The following is a 16,975-nucleotide window of genomic DNA, read 5'->3' as shown; positions in this document are numbered from 1 at the left end:
CGCCGGTGAATTCAGCTCTACCGTCGACGAGAAACCCTAGGAAATCCGCTAGTAGTTCGGCGCGCGCCCGCTGCCGGCGGTGGGCGCGGCGACGTCGCGCGCCGGTTCGGGTGCCACCGGCGTCGACGTCAACGGGGTGACCCGGCGCAGGAACCACGCCGCCGCGACGCAGATCAGCCCCGCCAGCACGGTCATCAGGAAGGCCCACCGGGTGCCGGAGGCCACCGCGTGCGTGAAGTGGACACGGACGGCCCGGGGGAGTTGGGCTAGCCCCGCGGCGTCCAGCCGGGCGGAGTGGCCGAGGAGGTCAGCCGCGTCGGCGACCCCCCGATCGGCCAGCGCCGACTGCACCCGCACGGAGAACAGCGAGACCGTCGCCGACGCCCCCACCGCGCCACCGATGGTGCGAAAGAGCGTCGACGTGGAGGCGGCCACCCCGAGGTTCCTCATCTCCACGCTGCTCAGCGCCACCATCAGGCTGGTCTGCATGAGCAGCCCCAGCCCGGCGCCGAAGCCGACCATGGGGATCGCGGTGACCGTCCGGCTGGTGCCCACGTCCATCAGGGCGAAGAGCAGCAGGCTCAGGGTCATCAGCGCCGCACCGGCGAGCATCAGCAGCCGGTAGGAACGCCCGCCGCTCATCAGGCGACCCCCGACCACGTTGACCGCCGCCATGGACAGCAGCAAGGGCAGCAGCAACAGGCCGGAGTCGGACGCGGAGGCACCCTGCACCGCCTGCTGGAACAGGGCCAGGAAGGTCAGCCCCGCGATGAGGGCGAAGCCGACCAGGAAGGCGATGAGGGTGCTCAGGGTGAAGTTCAGGCTGCGGAACATGGCCAGGGGCACCAGCGGCTCGGCCACCCGTCGCTCGACCACCACGAAGAGCGCGCAGGTCAGCACCCCGAGCGCGACCAGCCCCAGGATCATCGGCGACGCCCAGGGGTAGGTGATGCCGCCCCAGGTGGTCACCAGCACGACGCACGAACTGACCACGGTGAGCAGGGCGGCGCCCGCGTAGTCGACCCGGGCCTTGGTGTGCCGGCGCGGCAGGTGCATCATCAGCACCACGATGAGCAGCGCGACCGCCCCGATCGGCAGGTTGATGTAGAAGCACCAGCGCCAGCCGAGCTCATCGGTGATCAGGCCGCCGACGAGCGGGCCCGCCACCATGGTCAGGCCCATGGTCGCCGACATGATGCCCTGGTACTTGGGCAGGTCCGGGCCGGCGAGAACCTCCACCATGATGGCGAACGCGCAGACCATCAGGCCGCCCGCGCCGAGCCCGTGCACGGCCCGGAAGACGGTCAGCTGGGTGATGCTCTGCGCCATGCCGGACAGCAGCGACCCGGCCAGGAACACGACCAGCGTGGCCACGAAGACCACCTTGCCGCCGTACATGTCGGCGAGCTTGCCCCAGACCGGCGTGGAGGCGGCCGTGGCCAGCGTGTACGAGGTGATCACCCAGGACAGCGTGCTGAGGCCGCCCAGCTCGCCGACCACGGTGGGCAGCGCGGTGCCGATGATGGTGTTGTCGAGGGTGGCCAGCACCATCGGGATCATCACCGCGACCAACGCGACCATGGCGCGGCGACGTGGCAGGCGGGCTGGGGGTGCTTCGGCCGCGGGCCGGCCCTGTGACATGAGCCCTGCTCTCTCACCGGAAGTTGGCGCCTTCGTGGACCCGGCCCGGCTCGCGGGCCGGCTGGCAGCCTCGCCGACGTTAGGGGGACAAAACGGTGGAGTCAAGCAGTTCGCATCGGCGCGCGACGATCCCGAAGAGCTTCGGTGGAAGGTGTCCGGGATGGGTCCGCCGGCCGAACGGGGCGATCCTGGTCGGTCCGGGCCGGGCGTCGTCGCCGGCCCGCCGGAAAGTACTACTAGTAACCTCCCTATATTGCTTTCCGGGTCGCTGAATCCGCTTGGAGATTCGCGTACCGTGAGCGCGGTAGCGGGAGATCCGGCCCCATTTCGAACGGGCGGATCTTTGGTCCGCCATCGGCGCGAGGTCACGCCTCGGCCAGGTGGCTTCACGGCTGGAGACTACCCTGACACGGCGGGCGCTGATCACTGGAATTACCGGCCAGGACGGCACGTATCTCGCGGAGCACCTGCTTCAGTCCGGATACGAGGTATTTGGATTGGTGCGCGGGCAGACCGCGCCCTCGGTCCGCAGCCTTCGGCAACCTGACCCAGCGGTCAAGCTGATCAGCGGCGATCTTCTGGATCAGACGAGCCTGGTGGCGGCGATCGAACGCGCGGTGCCGGACGAGGTCTACAACCTCGGCGCGCTGTCGTACGTGCCGGTGTCGTGGCGGCAGTCCACCACGACGGCGGAGGTCACCGGCATGGGTGTGCTCCGCATGCTCGAAGCCTTGCGGATCGTGGGAGGCCTGTCGGATTGCCGCGGTCCCGCAGCCGGTCAGCCGCGCTTTTATCAGGCGTCTTCGTCGGAGATGTTCGGTAAGGTGCGGGAGCCTGTCCAAAATGAGCTGACCCCGTTCCATCCGCGTAGCCCGTACGGCGCGGCCAAGGCGTTCGGGCATTACATGGTGCAGAACTACCGTGAGTCGTACGGCATGTATGCCGTCTCCGGCATTCTGTTCAACCACGAATCACCGGTGCGCGGTCCCGAGTTCGTCACCCGCAAGGTGTCGCTGGGCGTGGCGGCGGTGAAGCTGGGCATTCGCAGCTCGCTTCGCCTGGGCAACCTCTCGGCCGAGCGGGACTGGGGCTTCGCGGGCGACTACGTGCGGGGCATGGTCCTGATGCTGGCCCAGGACGAGCCGGAGGACTACGTCCTCGGCACGGGGGTCACGTACAGCGTCCGCCAGCTGGTCGAGGCGGCCTTCGCCCACGTGGGCCTCAACTGGCGGGACCACGTGGTGGTGGACGAGTCGCTCATCCGGCCCGCCGAGGTCGAGTTGCTCTGCGCGGATCCGACGAAGGCTCGCCAGCGGCTCGGCTGGAAACCCTCCGTCTCCTTCGAGGAAATGGTCGCCATGATGGTCGACAGCGATCTGCGCCTGTTGGCGGACACGGACGGGTCTTCCCACGCCTTTTCCGCCGAGCTGGCCGAGCTGTGGTGAGCGATTCGTCGCCCGACCCGCAGGTTCGCGCCGACGGACCGTTGCTGACCCGGAACGCGGGCCCGCACCGGCCCGGCCCAACCGATGGCGGCTCGTGGTCGGCGTTGCACGCCGAGGGGGTCCGGCCGGACTTCCTCTCCTGGTTCGCCGAGCGGACCCGGTCGACCTACTGCCGGGTGGACCGCGTGTCGCTGGACCGGCTGCCCGGGTGGGCGTTCGACCCGGTGACCGGCAACCTCGGGCACGAGAGCGGCCGGTTCTTCGTGATCGAGGGGCTGCACGTCCAGACCACCTACGGCGCGGTGCGCGAATGGCACCAACCGATCATCAACCAGCCGGAGATCGGCATCCTCGGTATGCTCGTCAAGGTCGTCGACGGGACACCGTACTGCCTGCTCCAGGCCAAGGTGGAGCCCGGCAACATCAATGTCATGCAGCTCTCGCCGACGGTGCAGGCAACCCGGAGCAACTACACCCGGGTGCACCGTGGCGGCGGTACGAAGTACCTCGACTACTTCACCCGCCCGGGGGCCGGTCGGGTGCTGGTTGACGTCCTGCAGTCGGAGCAGGGCTCCTGGTTCCTGCGCAAGCGCAACCGGAACATGGTGGTCCAGGTCGACGAGGACGTGCCGGCCGGCGACTACCACCGGTGGCTCCCGCTGCGCGAACTGCTCGCGCTGCTGCGGGTGGACGGCCTGGTCAACATGGACACGCGTACGGTGCTGTCATGTCTGCCCTCGGCCTTCTACGCCGCGGCCCAGGCGACCGAGGCGCCGTCGTCGCCGGCGGTGGCGGCGATCGTGCGCTCGGCGGCGGGCGCCCCCGGCCGGCACGACCTGGTGTCGGTGTTGAGCTGGTTCACCGGGGCCAAGGGCCGGCACGAGATGACCGTGCGGCGGGTGCCGCTACGAGGGCTGCCGGACTGGCGGCACACCGCGGACGGGATCGCGCGGGACGACGGCCGGCACTTCTCCGTGGTCGGCGTCACGGTGCGCATCGACAACCGCGAGGTGACCGGGTGGAGCCAGCCGCTGCTGTATCCGCGGCATCGGGGCGTGGTCGCCTTCCTGGTCAAGGAAATCGACGGAGTGGCGCACCTGCTGGTGCACGCGCGCTACCAGGCGGGGCTGCTCGACGCGATGGAGATGGGCCCAACGGTGCAGTGCATCCCGGACAACCAGCCCGGCCCCCGGCCACTGTTCCTGACCGAGGTGCTGGAAGCCGTCCCCGAGCGTGTCCTCTACGACACCGTGCTCACCGAGGAGGGCGGGCGATTCTACCGGTCGGAGAACCGTTACCTCCTGGTCGACGCCGGCGACGACTTCCCGACCGAGGTGCCGGACGAGTTCTGCTGGGTGACGGTGCGCCAGCTGGAGGCCCTGCTCCGGCACGGCTACTACCTCAACATCGAGGCCCGCAGCTTGCTGGCCTGCCTGCGCAGCCTGTGGTGACCCGATGGCGGAGATGACGGTCCGCATCGGGGTTCTCGGCTGCGCCGACATCGCGCGCCGCCGTGCCCTGCCGGCGATCAAGCGGGTCCCGGAGGCGGAGCTCGTGGTGGTCGCGGCGCGGGAACTGTCCAAGGCGCGCGCCTTCGCCGCAGAGTTCGGGTGCGCCGCCGCCGAGGGCTACCAGTCCGTTCTCGACCGCCCGGACATCGGTGCCGTCTACATTCCGCTGCCGACCGGGCTGCACCACACCTGGATCGAGCGCGCCCTGGCCGCGGGCAAACACGTGCTGGTGGAGAAGCCGCTGACCACCCGGCTGGTCGACACCGCGGCGGTGATGGCCCAGGCCCGGTCGCGTGGGCTCGTGCTGATGGACAACCTCACCTTCCTCCGACACGGGGTGCACCACTTCGTGCGCCGGATGGTCGCGGCCGGCGAGATCGGCGAGCTGCGGATGGTCTCCGGCGTCTTCGGGTTTCCGCCGCTGCCGGCGGGCGACATCCGTTACCGACCCGAGCTGGGTGGCGGAGCGCTGCTGGATCTGGGCGTCTACCCGTTGAGCGCGGCCCGGTTCTTCCTGCCGGAGGAGCCGGAGGTGGTGGCGGCCACCCTCCGGGAGGACCCCGATCGCGGCGTGGACGTTTCGGGTGCCGCGCTGTTGTGTACGCCGGACGGGCGGACCGCACAGATCGCCTTCGGTTTCGAGCACTCCTACCGGTGCGAGTACCAGCTCTGGGGAAGCGCCGGCCGGATCGTCGTCGACCGGGCGTACACCCCACCGCCGGCCTGGCACCCGGTGGTGCGGGTGGAGCGGCAGGACGAGACGCGGGAGCTGACCTTCCCGGCCGAGGACCAGTTCGTCAACACGATGCGAGAGTTCGTCCGCGCCGTCACCGCCGGTCAGCCGGCGGAGGAGGTGACGGCGATCCGCGCCCGGGCCCGGCTGCTGGACGAGGTCCGCGACCGGGCCAGGGTGTTGCGCGCTCCCGTGACCTGTCAGGGGCCGGGCGGTCGCCTGGACGCCGCCGGCGCACGAGACTGATCCCCAGGAGGTACGGATGGGCGCGCGGCGTGTCGTGGTCGTCGGTGGTACGGGCTTCGTCGGGCGTCACGTGAGCGCCGCGCTTGCCGCCCGGGGCGACGACGTCCTCGTGTTGGCCCGTCGCGTCCCGTCGGCGGGGCTGCCGTACCGGGCCCGGGCGCTGGACGTCGCCACCCTGGAGCCCGCCGCGCTGGCCGCCGTGTTCGACGCCGAGCAGCCCGACGCGGTGGTCAACGCCACCGGCGGCAAGTGGAACCTGACGGACGCCGAGCTGCCGTCGAGCTGCACGATTCCGACGTGGAGCGTCACCGCGGCGCTGGAGCGCACCCGTTGCCGGCCCAGGCTGGTGCATCTCGGCTCGGTCCTGGAACGCGTCCAGGAGCCACCCGGGGCTCCCGCCGGTGCCACGGTGCCCACCCAACCGGAGAGCATGTACGGCAGGGCGAAGCTGGCCGCCACCCAGGCCGTGCTCGCGGCGACGCGGGCCGGCTCGGTGGACGCGACGGTGCTGCGGCTCGCGAACGTGGTGGGTCCGGGCGTGCCGCCCGACAGCCTGTTGGGGCGGGTCGTCGTTCGCCTGGTCGACGCGGCGGGCCGCGACCGGTCGGCCAGGGTGGAGCTGTCCCCGTTGCGCGCCCACCGGGACTACGTCGACGTGCGGGACGTGGCCGAGGCGGTGGTGTCGGCCACGCGGGAGTCCGTCACCGGGCGGGTGATCGGCGTGGGGCGGGGGGAGGCCGTTCCGGTCCGCTCCCTCGTGGAGATGTTGATCGAGGTGAGCGGGGTGCCGACCGAGGTGGTGGAGTTGCCGGATCGACCCGGCTCGGTGGAGGTCGTCGACTGGGCCCGCGTCGACCCGGGGCCCGCGCGTGACCTGCTCGGGTGGCGGCCCCGACGATCGCTGCGGGACGCGGTGGGCGGGCTCTGGGACGAGGCCGTGAGTCGGCTTCCCGATCGGTCCCGGCGCTGAACCGTCGGGTGGTGCTTCCCCCGCGCGCGATGCCGGTCCGCCCGCAGGGCTGTCAGGTCGCCGGAGATCTTCGTGCCGGCCCCGCGCGCGATGCCGGTCTCCGCGCGGGGCGACAGCCGGCGAGCGACCCGCTGATCACGACGCCGGACGGTGTCCGGGCCCCTGCCCGCAGCGGCGGTGAGGCTACCGGGACGGGGTGAACGTCGTTGTTCGCATTGCCTTTGCGGTTGCGCAGGTCCACCACCCACGGGCGGTCGGCCTGCTCACGGTACGGAGTGGTTGATCTTGACGGGTAAACAATTTGTCCGGGCAATTGGTTGACGGGAGAGGGATCGACGCCCGTCAGACTAAGGAATCCCCTAGGAGTGCGCTGGTGTCGGTCTGGTCGCGATTCCACCCCTTTTGTCGAGGTGGTGGGCCTGGCTGGAGTTGGGTTGTCTAAAGTGACACATATCACTGCATGGGTTTCCCGCGCCTGCTCAAGTATGGTCTTGAGCAGGGATTTTGTCGCCAGGTGCGGTCGAGATGAAAGATCCTGCCAGTTCTGCATGGAAGTCCGGCGATATTCTCGGGGGGTGGACGCTCCGCAGTGGGCCGGCTACGCTTTTGGCGTATTGGTGAGTTCAGCGCGAGCGACAGGGTCAGCCGATTGTCACTTTCCGTAACTATTGGCTCGAATTCGGCCGGTTCCATTTCGCCCGGAAAACTGCCAGTGATGTCGATCGACTGTAGCGAAGGGCTTCGAAACTCAATGTTCCTCCGCTGGTTCTGTGCAGCGCGAACCGATGGGTTGCCGAAGTTGGAGCCCAAGCCGACAGGCCCGTCAGACGGGCTACGTGCCGGGGGCGTCGCCGCACACTGAGACAGCTCCGCAAGCGCAGGACCACGAGTGGCGGGCACCCGGCCTCCCGCCGCTGACGGTCTTCCAGCGGCAGCGACCACTCGTCCACCGGCACCTCAGGGGGTGTCCGGGCGATGACGGCTGGCCGCGTACGAGCCAACAGATCCACAATCAAGGGGGCGTTGTGAATCTCAAGATCTCACTGTCTGATCTGGACGCGCGCATCATCGAAAGCATCGCCGCAGGCGAACGGACGGTGCATATCGCCAACAAGGTCTACCTCAGCCGTCAGGGCGTCGAGTACCACGTCAGCAAGCTGTTGCAGAACATGCGAGTGCCCAACCGGCCGGCCCTGATCGCGAAGGCGTACGCGATGGGCATCCTCGCGGCGGGCACCTGGCCGCCGACCGTCAGCAAGGACGAAGCGGCCTGAGCTCCGCCCCCGGCCGCTCACCGGACGGCCCGCCGCGCTGAGGTGAGCCACGTGCCCGTGGGGCGGCCGGGGCCGCGGCACGCTGCCGCGGAGCGCGATCCGGTGGGCCGCCTCTCCCCGCCGGCCCCACAACGCTCATGTCGAGGGACGATGCCGAACAACGCCTCCGTGGCCAGCCGCGATCCGTCCGACCACCCGATGGTCGTGGCCATCTGCGCGTTCCGTGTGGAGAACGTCAGGAAACACCTCGCTCACAACATGGCCCAGCTCTCCGGCGACGAGTACTGCGTCCTGCTGGACCGGCCCGTCACGGCCGAGGCGGAGGAGGTCGCCGAGGAGGTCCGGGCCGCCGGTGGCACCATGCGCATCCTCGGTGCCACCAACGGCCTGTCGGCCTCCCGCAACGCGATGCTCGCCCGCTGGCCGCACCACCATCTGATGTTCGTCGACGACGACGTGCGGCTCGACGCCGCTGCCGTCGACGCCGTCCGCAAGAGCCTGCGCGACGGCGCGCACGTGGTCGGCACCCGGCTGGCCCGCCCCGCGCTGCGCCTGCCGTGGTACGTCACCTCCGGCCAGTTCCACCTGGTCGGCTGGCACCGCGACCAGGGAAACATCAAGATCTGGGGCGCGTGCATGGGGGTGGACTCCGCGTTCGCGCACGCCCACGGGTTGGATTTCGACCTGGCCCTCAGCCGTACCGGGGGCAACCTCCAGTCAGGGGAGGACACCTCCTTCATCAGCGCCATGAAGGCCGCCGGCGCCCGCGAGCAACTACTCCCGGACCACGCGGTCACCCATGACATCGACCCGGGTCGGCTGACCCCCCGGTACCTGTTGCGGCGGGCGTACTGGCAGGGGCGGTGCGAGGCCGGACGGAACCAGGCACGGGCCGGCCTGCGCAAGGAATGGGACCGGCACCGTACGGCCCCGGAGTCCCGGCTCGCCCTGCCACTGGCCCTCGGCTACACCGCGGCGACCGCCGCCGGGTTGAGCCACGAACTGCTGCGGAGGGCACGGTTGCGGCGGTTCCCGCCCCCGAGACGCTCTCCCGAGCCGGGCTGACGGCCGGGCCGGGGAACCCCCCGGGCCGCCCGCCCGGGTGAGGACGGCCTCCCAGCACTGGCGGACGCCGTCGGGCAGGCTGATCCTCGCCTGCCAGCCCAGGGTCTGCCGGGCGAGGGTGGTGTCGAGCCAGTTGCCCCGATGGTCGAACTGCCGGCGGACGTCCCGGATGACCTCCAGCTCACGACCGGCCACCGTGGACATCGTCTGGAGCAACTCGGCGAGGGAGGTGGGCAGGCCCGAGCCGACGTTCACGACCGTGGGCAGCCGGTCCCGGTCGCCGCCACCGGCCCGCTGCGCGATGACCTCCATGATCGCGGTGACGTCGTCGACGTGTACGTAGTCCCGCACCACGGCCGGATCGCCGAAGAGCCGGATCGGCTCCCCGCGCACGGCGGCCTCCAGCCAGTGTGACAGGACACCGTACCCGGGGGTCGGCCGCTGCCCGGGACCGTAGACGTTGCTCAGCCGGGTCACCACCGGCTGCACCCGGTCGGTGTGGCGCAGCAGCTCCTGCTCCAGCCGCAGCTTCGCCCGGCCGTACGCCGAGGCGGGCCCGGTGGCCGACCGCTCGTGGTAGGGCGGCCACACCGTCGGCGTGTACACCGCCCCGCCCGAGCTGGCCAGGACGAACACCGGCCGGTGGTCCACCCCCGCCAGCGCCCTGAGCACGTCCAGCAACAACTCGCGTTCCCGGACGACCCGTTCCGGTTGCTGCTCCGCCAGCGCCGGGCTCAGCCGGGCGGCGAGGAAGTAGACGACCTGCGCCTCGCGGAGCCCCGGTGCGGGCCGGCCGTCGACGACGGGTGGGGCGGCACGGCTGAAGCGCGCCACCGGATGCCCGGCCTCGGCCAGGCGGGAGACGAGGCGGGAGCCGATGAAGCCGGTGGCGCCGACCACCGCTGCGGGGCGTCGCAACTGCACTCCTTCGTCAAAGTCCGCCGGTGCCGGCGTTCGAACGCGGGGTGGCACTCGTCAGGGGAGAGTCGGCCAGGGCCGCCAGGGACGCCACGGTGGTGACCCGGGCGTCCGCGGGCGGGGAGCCGGTGCGGAACGCCCTCAGCTCCGTGTAGACCCGGACCAGGTCCGGATGGACGCCCGGCGGCCGGCGGTACGCCGGATCGGGCAGCACGAACGCCACCGGGCAACCGAGCCCGAGCGCGGGCAGGACGTCGTGATCTGTCCGGTTGCCCACCACCAGCAACTCGGCGGGCGGGATCGCCAGCCGCCGCAGGGCGAGCCCGAGCAGGGCCGGGTCGGGCTTGGCCACCCCGACGAGGGAGTCGAGGAGCACCTCCCGGCAGACCTGGCTGACCTGCCACCGGGCCAGCACGTCCGCGCACTCGGGAGGCTGGTTGGCGACGATCACGACGGGCAGTTCCCTGGCCAGCCTGGTGACCGCGCGAACGGCACCGGGAATCTCCTGGGCCAGCTCGCCCCAGGACTGCCGGACCCGCGACCAGCTCAGCGCGGCAATCTCCGAGTGGAGCCAGGTCCGGCCGGTCGGGTCGCCCTCGCCGTAGTGGTAGAACCGCTCGACGTGCTCCAGAAACGCACGCAGGTCGAGCGTCGGGTCGGTGGCCTGGAGGCGGTCGAAGGTGTCCTGGAGCCAGGCCAGCTCGAACGGCTCGTCGTAGTAGACGACCCCGCCGACGTCCAGCGCGACGGCGCTGTGCCCGGTCATCCCAAACCCCCCACCGACATCGAGGACATCGAGGCGAGTCTCGCACGGGGATGAATGGACAATCGAGAGCGCGTGCCGTTCTGGCAGCGGCGCGGACCGAATACTAGTCGAATCCCTATTTCCCGCTCGGGAGCGGTATCGCCGCGCTGTTCCTACCGTATGGTCTATTCGCGGACAGGCTATTCCGAGAGGTGGTCAAATGGCCGTGGGGACTGTTGGTGCGGAGGTCGTCGACCGTCGGCTGGAGGCTTACCGGCGCGACGGCTTCGTGACTCTCCCGCAGCTCGCCGACGACGCCGAGGTCGCCTGGCTCCGGGCCGCGTACGACCGGCTCTTCGCCGATCACGCGTCGCCCGGCACCGGCGACTACCGGGACATCGCCGGCCGTGGCGACGACGCCGCGCCTGCCCGTCTCCCGCAGATCGTCCGGCCGGAGAAATACCTGCCGGAGTTGGTGGGGACCGCGCACTTCGCGCGATGCCGGGCCATCGCCTCCGCTTTCCTCGACATCCCCGAGGACGAACTCGACTTCTACGGCCACGCGATCCTCAAGCCGCCGCGCTACGGCGCACCCACTCCATGGCACCAGGACGAGGCGTACATGGACCCGCGCTGGTCCCGTCGCGGCCTGAGCATCTGGACCCCGCTCGACGAGGCGACGGTGTCCAGCGGCTGCCTCCAGTACCTGCCGGGCCTGCACCGGGGCGGGGTGCTCCCGCACCATCACATCAACCACGACGACCGCATCGAAGGCCTGATGACGGACGAGGTCGACGACACGGACAGCGTCGCCTGCCCGCTGCGGCCGGGCGAGGCGGTCATGCACGACTTCCGCGCGCCGCACTACGCCGGCCCGAACGAGACGGACCAGCCGCGCCGGGCGTACGTCCTGGTGTTCATGAGCCAGCCGGTCGAGGTGACCGACCCCGAGCCGCGACCCTGGCTGCACGACCGGAGCTGACCTGCCGGGCGCGCCGGTGTCGGACCGCCGACACCGGCGCTTCCGCGTGCGGCGGGCACCCCTACGGCCGCGACCGTGGCCGCCGCCCAGGGCGGCTCAGGACCAGCGCGCGCCAGCCAGTACGTCGCGGTACACCGCCTCGTAGCGCCGGGCGATCTCCACGTGCCCCCAGCACCGGATCGCGGCCGTGCGCGCCTGAGCGGGCGACGGCAGCCGGGACAGCACCGCCCGGGCCTCCCGCTCGTCGAAGCCGGTGCCGAAGCCCACCACCTCGCCGACGGCCGGCACGATCTCCGCCAGGCAGCCGTTGCTCGTGCCGACCACCGGGGTGCCGCTGGCCGCGGCCTCGGACACCACAGTCGCGCCCGGCTCGCACCACGTGCCTCCCCACGGGCCGGGCACCGGCTGGGAGAGCACCAGGATGGCAGCCGCCGTGGCGAGCAGGTCCATACGTTCCTGGCCCCCCACCTCGCCGACGAGGGTGACGTGGTCGCCGTACTCGCCCATGATCCGGTCGAGGTACTCCGGCTCCCAGGCCGGACCGGCCATCAGCAGCCGGCGGCCGGCGGCCCGGGCGAACGCGGCCGCCTCCAGCGCGCCCTTGAACGGGGAGATCCGGCCCATGAAGAGCAGGAAGTCGTCCTTGCGGTCGCCGGGGCGGTAGAGCGACGGATCCACCCCGATCGGAATGACCGGGGCGTCCGCGCCGCCGCCGCACTGCTCCCGCTGCGCCTTCGAGGCGTACACGCAGCCGGCCGGATAGGACGGGCGGGTGGTCATGTGGTGCGAGGCCACCAGGCCGACCCCGGGGGGCAGCTCGATCGGATCGACCTTGCCGCAGCTGTAGTCGTTGACGACGTCCACCGGCGCGGACTTCAACCACGCCCGGATGTCCTCGGGCTCGCCCGCCGGCACCACGGTCAGGCGTGGATGCGTACGCGGACTGCCCGGGGCACCGAGCAGGAACACCTCGTGCCCGAGTTCGAGCAGGCCCTTGATCTTGTTGGCCACGATCCACTGGATACCGCCATACCCCTGCGGCGGGACCGTGATCCACTGTCGCTCGTCGCTCGGCAACCGGAACGGTATGTTGACCATCGCGATCCGCAGGGGGGTCATCTGCTCCTCATTCCTCAGGCCAGCAGATCGAGCAGGTCCCGCAGGACGCGAGGGTAGCCGTACTCGACGCGGAGCCGGTCCTGAATCTCACCGACCAGTCGTCCGTACCGTTCGTGCTCGGCCGAGAGCCGGCTCAGCGTTCCGGCCGGGTCGTCGCCGAGCATCAGGTGTTCCGCCTCGTCGCCGTAGACCGGCGCGAGGAACTTCGCGGCGACCGGGAGCACGGGCAGGCTGCCCGAGGCCAGCGTCTCGAACATCCGGGGGGTCAACAGGCCGGTGCTGGTGACCAGCGGCCGCACCAGGACCGGTGAGATCAGCGACCGGCCCATCTGCTCGACCACGTGGCCGAACGGCACGGGCGGATGCACCTCGACGCCGCGCGCCCGCAGCCAGCCCGGCTCGCTGGGCGTCGCCTCCTCGAAGCCCGCGCAACTGCCACCGTCCCACCAGCGTCCGCACACCCGCAGCCGGCGCAGCGGCGGCCGGGCCGCCGCCGCGGCCTCGACCATCTCGGTCATCGGCTCCCACCGCCACCAGTTGCTGCCGATGTACTGGAGGTCGTACGGGCGCGACTGCGCGCCGGTGCCCAGTTCCAGCGGGTGCCGCACCGGCGCCGCCAGGCCGAAGCACTTGAAGAACCGGGCTCCGGCCGGGAGCGGACCCAGCCGGGGTTGCAGGATCAGGTCGCTCAGGGTCGAGTACAACCGCCGCCAACTCTCCGCGGAGTACCGGCCCGAAGCACTGTCGCCGTCCCCGCCCTCCTCTGCGCCCCAGTGCCCGTCGAAGTCGACGATGGCCCGGCGCTGTCGGGGGAACGCCGCGACGAGGTCCAGTTGCGCCTCGGTGAGGAACTGCTTGGCCTCGAACATGATCACCAGGTGGGTGCCCCAGCGGAGGTTCGGCTCGACCGGCAGGTGCCGTGCCGTCTCGGCGTCGACCCGGGACAGCGGGCCGCAGAGCCGCACCTCGCAGTCGGCCTCCCGGGCCGCCCGCACGTACGCGGCGACGGTCTGGCTGAACCCGGCCTGCCAGTGGAAGTTGCCCGCGACGAGAATCCGTGGCCTGCTCATCCCCGCACGGTTTCCTTCCGCTCTCGTGCGCGGTCCACGCCCGTCCCCCGTGCCCGCAGCAGCCGGTGCCGCCGACGACGTTCCCGGATCACCGGGGCCTGGCGGGCCAGCCACCCGAGCGCCACGAAGGTCTCCCGCGCCCCGACGCCCGCGCTCGTCCGACCCGTCACGCCCCGCCCACGGACGTCGGAGAACAGCCAGCGGGCGGCGAGCCGGGCGGCCTTGGCCGGGGGCCAGTCCACATCGGTCAGCAGATAGTAGTAGCGGTTGCGGCGCATGTGTATCCGGCTGTACGCGCTCGCGGCGGTGCCACCGCCGCCCTTGTGCTGGATGCCGAGGTCGAGTAGGAGCGCCACCCGCCAGCCCGCCCACCGGGCCCGCCGGCACAGGTCGACCTCCTCGTAGTAGGTGTGGAACACCTCGTCGAGCAGGCCGACCTCGCATAGCACGGCGGCCCGGACGAACAGCGCCGAGCCCTGTACGTACGCGTGCTCCAGGGTGCGCGGCGCGCGGTCGCGGACCGTCGCGGAGACGTGCGAGGGATGATCCAGCAGGTCGCCGGCGAAGGTGTGCTGCTCGCCCAGGTAGAGGGCGACCTGCGTCCAGTCGTTGAAGTCGGTCAACTCGGTCGACGCCGGGTCGTAGCGGTACTGCAACGGGCCGATGACGCCGTACTGCGGCCACCGCTGCGCGAACTCGACCAGCCCGCGGACCAACCCCGGCGGTGTCCAGGTGTCCGGGTTGACCAGGAAGATGTGGTCGAAGCCCTCCGCCAGGGCGGCCCGCATGCCGACGTTGTTCGCGCCGGTGAAGCCGAGGTTGCGGGGGTTTCGGATGACCCGGACGCCGGGGAACGCCGAGATGACGTGCGCCACGCTGCCGTCGGCCGAGGCGTTGTCCACGTAGAAGACCGTCAGCTCGAAGCCGGTCGTGTCGCTGGCGAGCAGCGAGCCGAGCGCGCGGTCCAGCCAACGGATCTCGTTGGTGCCGACCGTGATGGTGGCGACCCGAACCGGCGGCGCTGACCCCTCGCGGGTCATCGCTCCCCCCGGACCGGCTCGTCCGCCTCGACCCACTTGTAGACCTTCGCGATGCCGTCGGCGAGCCTCGTTCGGGCCGCCCAGCGCAGCTCCCGGGCCGCGCGGGTCACCACCAGCGCGGAGTGCTTCAGCTCGCCCAGGCGGGGTGGCTCGAAGCGGGGGTCCGGGACGCGCCCAGCGGTGCGGCCGACCAGGTCCAGCAGCTTGCGGATGCTGGTGGAGGTCCCGGTGCCGATGTTCCACAGGCCGGGGCCACCGTGCCCGACCGCGAGCAGGAACGCCTCCACCACGTCGGCCACGTAGATGTAGTCCCGGGTCTGCTCGCCGTCGCCGAACACCGTCGGCCGGCGCCCGGCCACCAGGCAGCCGCAGAAGATCGAGACGACCCCGGCCTCGCCGGTCGGGTCCTGGCGTGGCCCGTACACGTTGCCGAGCCGCAGCGCCGCGTGCGTCGAGCCGTAGAGCCGGTTGTAGAGCGCCAGGTACTGCTCCGCGCAGTACTTGGCGGCCCCGTACGGCGCCCACGGCGCCGGCCGGACGTCCTCGGGGGAGGGCAGTTCGTCGACCTCCCCGTAGAGGGCGCCGCCGCTGGAGGCGAAGACGACCCGGGCGTCGGTGGCCCGGGCGGCCTCCAGGACGTTGACGGTGCCGACCACGTTGACCCCGGTGTCCGAGGTGGCGTCGGCCACCGAGTTGCGCACGTCCGCCTGGGCGGCCAGGTGGCAGATGACCTCCGGGCGACACTGCTCGGCCAGCCGGGTCAACCCGGCCCGATCGGTGATCGACCCGTGGTGCAGCGGCACCCCGGCGGGCAGCCGCTCGGGCCGCCCGGTGGACAGGTCGTCGAGCACGGTGACGCTGTCGCCGCGTTCGAGCAGCGCGTCGGTGAGGTGGGAGCCGATGAACCCGGCTCCGCCGGTCACGAGGACGCGCATGTCAGGCCCCGGAAGGCGAACTCGGTGAGCTGGCCCACGACCTCCGTGGGGCCGGGCATCTCGGCGATCTCGCGGGCGATCGCGGCGGCGCTGGTGGCGTGGACCGGATCCTCCAGCAGCAGGCGGGCGACCTTGCCCACGGCCTCCGGCGTGTCTTCGCCCGGCGCGAGGGTCTGCGCCACGCCCAGGGTCGACAGGTTGCGCGCCCACTCGATGAACCGGCTCTCCTGCGGCACGATCAGCTGGGGCACCCCCGCGTTCAGGGCGGTCAGCGCGGTCATCGTGCCGGAGTGGTGCACGATCAGGTCACAGTGGGGCAGCACCACGTCCAGCGGGAGCCAGCCTGCGTGCCGCACACCCGGCACGTCGTGCAGGGCCCGACCCACCTCCGGCGGCGCCGCGACCACGACCTCGACGTCCTGCTCGGCCAGGGTGCCGGCCAGTCCGTGGAGGAAGTCGAAGTTGTGGGTGGTGGTGACCAGGCTGCCGGCGGTGACCAGGACACGGCGACGCGGCCCGCACGAGAGCATCCACGGCTCCACCGGCTGCTGCTGGTTGGTCGGAATCCAGCGCAGCGGTCGCACCGGCTGCGCCGACGGGGCGTCGTCGATCCGGGTGCTGGCCGGGAAGATGTCCAGGGCCAGGTGGAACGGCGGCACCCGGGCCAGGCCGAGCGCGGCCAGCTCCGGCCGCAGCTCCTCGTCGACCCCCGGATGGGTGCCCTCGCGGTCCACCGGGTTGCCGGTGAGCAGGTGCCGCACGCAGGGCACCCCAAGTTCGGTGGCCAGGATCGGCGCGGCGTAGGCGTGCGGGCCGCCGACGATCAGATCGGGCCGCCACCCGCCGACCAGGTCGCGCAGCGGACCCAGGCTGATCGCCGCCAGCCGGCCGAACATCCGGCCGACGAAGGGGACGAAGGCGGCGTCCTCGGCCGGGATGCGCAGCGGATCGCCGGCCCGGTCGGTGGTCATGAGCTCGGCGAGGGTCAGCGCCGCCAGCGGGAAGGCCGGCAGCCCGACGGACATCGTCGCCGGTACGACCTCCTGCGTGGAAGCCATCACGACCTCGTGCCCGCTCATCCGGGCGGCGATTGCCAGTGGGGCCAGGCCGAATAGGCTGGACTTCGTCGGTCCTGCGATGAACAGTATCTTCACGAGTCCTCCGCACGTGTCGGCCGAATATATAGCGACGTCAACCGCTGGCCCATGGTTCACGGCGTCTGCGGGGAAAGCTCGAGTGATCCAACTAGACTTGGCGAACTCCGGCGTACGACAGGGGTTT

14 protein-coding genes and 1 pseudogene are annotated in these 16,975 nt (G+C 71.3%); 7 read left to right on the top strand and 8 right to left on the bottom strand.

All coding sequences use genetic code 11. The annotated features are described in order from the left end of the window. Window positions 1-48: 48 nt before the first annotated feature. On the bottom strand, window positions 49-1,641 hold the full coding sequence (locus E1258_RS00235) for an MDR family MFS transporter (RefSeq protein WP_132395638.1): 1,593 nt from the start codon (window positions 1,639-1,641) through the stop codon (window positions 49-51). A 380-nt stretch (window positions 1,642-2,021) separates the two neighbouring features. Between E1258_RS00235 and E1258_RS00230 the strand changes: the two genes are divergently transcribed. From E1258_RS00230 to E1258_RS00205, 6 genes are all read left to right on the top strand, one after another. After that, window positions 2,022-3,086 (top strand): GDP-mannose 4,6-dehydratase, encoded by a 1,065-nt coding sequence (locus E1258_RS00230; RefSeq protein WP_243715071.1) that lies wholly within the window; start codon window positions 2,022-2,024, stop codon window positions 3,084-3,086. Further along, entirely contained in the window at window positions 3,083-4,537 is a 1,455-nt protein-coding gene (locus E1258_RS00225) for an NDP-hexose 2,3-dehydratase family protein (protein ID WP_243715069.1), read from the top strand. Before E1258_RS00230 ends, E1258_RS00225 begins: the two co-directional genes overlap by 4 nt. Window positions 4,538-4,550: 13 nt before the next feature. Further along, window positions 4,551-5,576 carry a Gfo/Idh/MocA family protein gene (locus E1258_RS00220; protein ID WP_132395690.1) on the top strand — a complete coding sequence of 342 codons (1,026 nt, stop codon included), beginning with the start codon at window positions 4,551-4,553 and terminating at the stop codon, window positions 5,574-5,576. A 16-nt stretch (window positions 5,577-5,592) separates the two neighbouring features. Next, window positions 5,593-6,546 carry an NAD(P)-dependent oxidoreductase gene (locus E1258_RS00215; RefSeq protein ID WP_132395636.1) on the top strand — a complete coding sequence of 318 codons (954 nt, stop codon included), beginning with the start codon at window positions 5,593-5,595 and terminating at the stop codon, window positions 6,544-6,546. 1,025 nt (window positions 6,547-7,571) lie between these two features. Beyond that, a complete protein-coding gene (locus tag E1258_RS00210; RefSeq protein ID WP_132395634.1) occupies window positions 7,572-7,820 on the top strand; it encodes a LuxR C-terminal-related transcriptional regulator in 249 nt (82 codons plus the stop codon). A gap of 150 nt (window positions 7,821-7,970) precedes the next feature. Continuing rightward, window positions 7,971-8,885, top strand: a complete 915-nt coding sequence (locus E1258_RS00205; protein ID WP_243715067.1) for a glycosyl hydrolase — start codon at window positions 7,971-7,973, stop codon at window positions 8,883-8,885. A 69-nt stretch (window positions 8,886-8,954) separates the two neighbouring features. Here E1258_RS00205 and E1258_RS34195 read toward each other — a convergent pair. Further along, window positions 8,955-9,785: pseudogene (locus E1258_RS34195) on the bottom strand (NAD-dependent epimerase/dehydratase family protein); the annotation flags it as partial. A gap of 31 nt (window positions 9,786-9,816) precedes the next feature. Continuing rightward, complete coding sequence (locus tag E1258_RS00195; protein ID WP_132395632.1) at window positions 9,817-10,569, bottom strand: HAD family hydrolase; 753 nt, start codon at window positions 10,567-10,569, stop codon at window positions 9,817-9,819. A gap of 199 nt (window positions 10,570-10,768) precedes the next feature. On the opposite strand from E1258_RS00195, the gene E1258_RS00190 reads away from it, so the two are divergent. Beyond that, window positions 10,769-11,530, top strand: a complete 762-nt coding sequence (locus E1258_RS00190; RefSeq protein WP_132395630.1) for a phytanoyl-CoA dioxygenase family protein — start codon at window positions 10,769-10,771, stop codon at window positions 11,528-11,530. Window positions 11,531-11,626: 96 nt separating this feature from the next. Here E1258_RS00190 and E1258_RS00185 read toward each other — a convergent pair whose 3' ends face one another. The 5 genes from E1258_RS00185 to E1258_RS00165 are packed head-to-tail and all read right to left on the bottom strand — an operon-like array spanning window position 11,627 to window position 16,848. Next, on the bottom strand, window positions 11,627-12,649 hold the full coding sequence (locus tag E1258_RS00185) for a glycosyltransferase (RefSeq protein WP_132395628.1): 1,023 nt from the start codon (window positions 12,647-12,649) through the stop codon (window positions 11,627-11,629). Window positions 12,650-12,663: 14 nt separating this feature from the next. Then, window positions 12,664-13,719 carry a hypothetical protein gene (locus E1258_RS00180; protein WP_132395625.1) on the bottom strand — a complete coding sequence of 352 codons (1,056 nt, stop codon included), beginning with the start codon at window positions 13,717-13,719 and terminating at the stop codon, window positions 12,664-12,666. Further along, complete coding sequence (locus E1258_RS00175) at window positions 13,716-14,759, bottom strand: glycosyltransferase family 2 protein (protein ID WP_132395623.1); 1,044 nt, start codon at window positions 14,757-14,759, stop codon at window positions 13,716-13,718. Before E1258_RS00175 ends, E1258_RS00180 begins: the two co-directional genes overlap by 4 nt. Beyond that, on the bottom strand, window positions 14,756-15,694 hold the full coding sequence (locus E1258_RS00170) for an NAD-dependent epimerase/dehydratase family protein (RefSeq protein WP_132395621.1): 939 nt from the start codon (window positions 15,692-15,694) through the stop codon (window positions 14,756-14,758). The genes E1258_RS00175 and E1258_RS00170 overlap by 4 nt, the downstream gene beginning before the upstream one ends. Continuing rightward, entirely contained in the window at window positions 15,679-16,848 is a 1,170-nt protein-coding gene (locus tag E1258_RS00165) for a glycosyltransferase (protein WP_132395619.1), read from the bottom strand. Before E1258_RS00165 ends, E1258_RS00170 begins: the two co-directional genes overlap by 16 nt. Between the last annotated feature and the right edge of the window lie 127 nt (window positions 16,849-16,975).

The sequence above is a fragment of the Micromonospora sp. KC207 genome (genome assembly GCF_004348615.1).
Classification (GTDB): Bacteria; Actinomycetota; Actinomycetes; order Mycobacteriales; family Micromonosporaceae; genus Micromonospora.
This window is presented reverse-complemented; position numbering and strand designations above follow the sequence as displayed.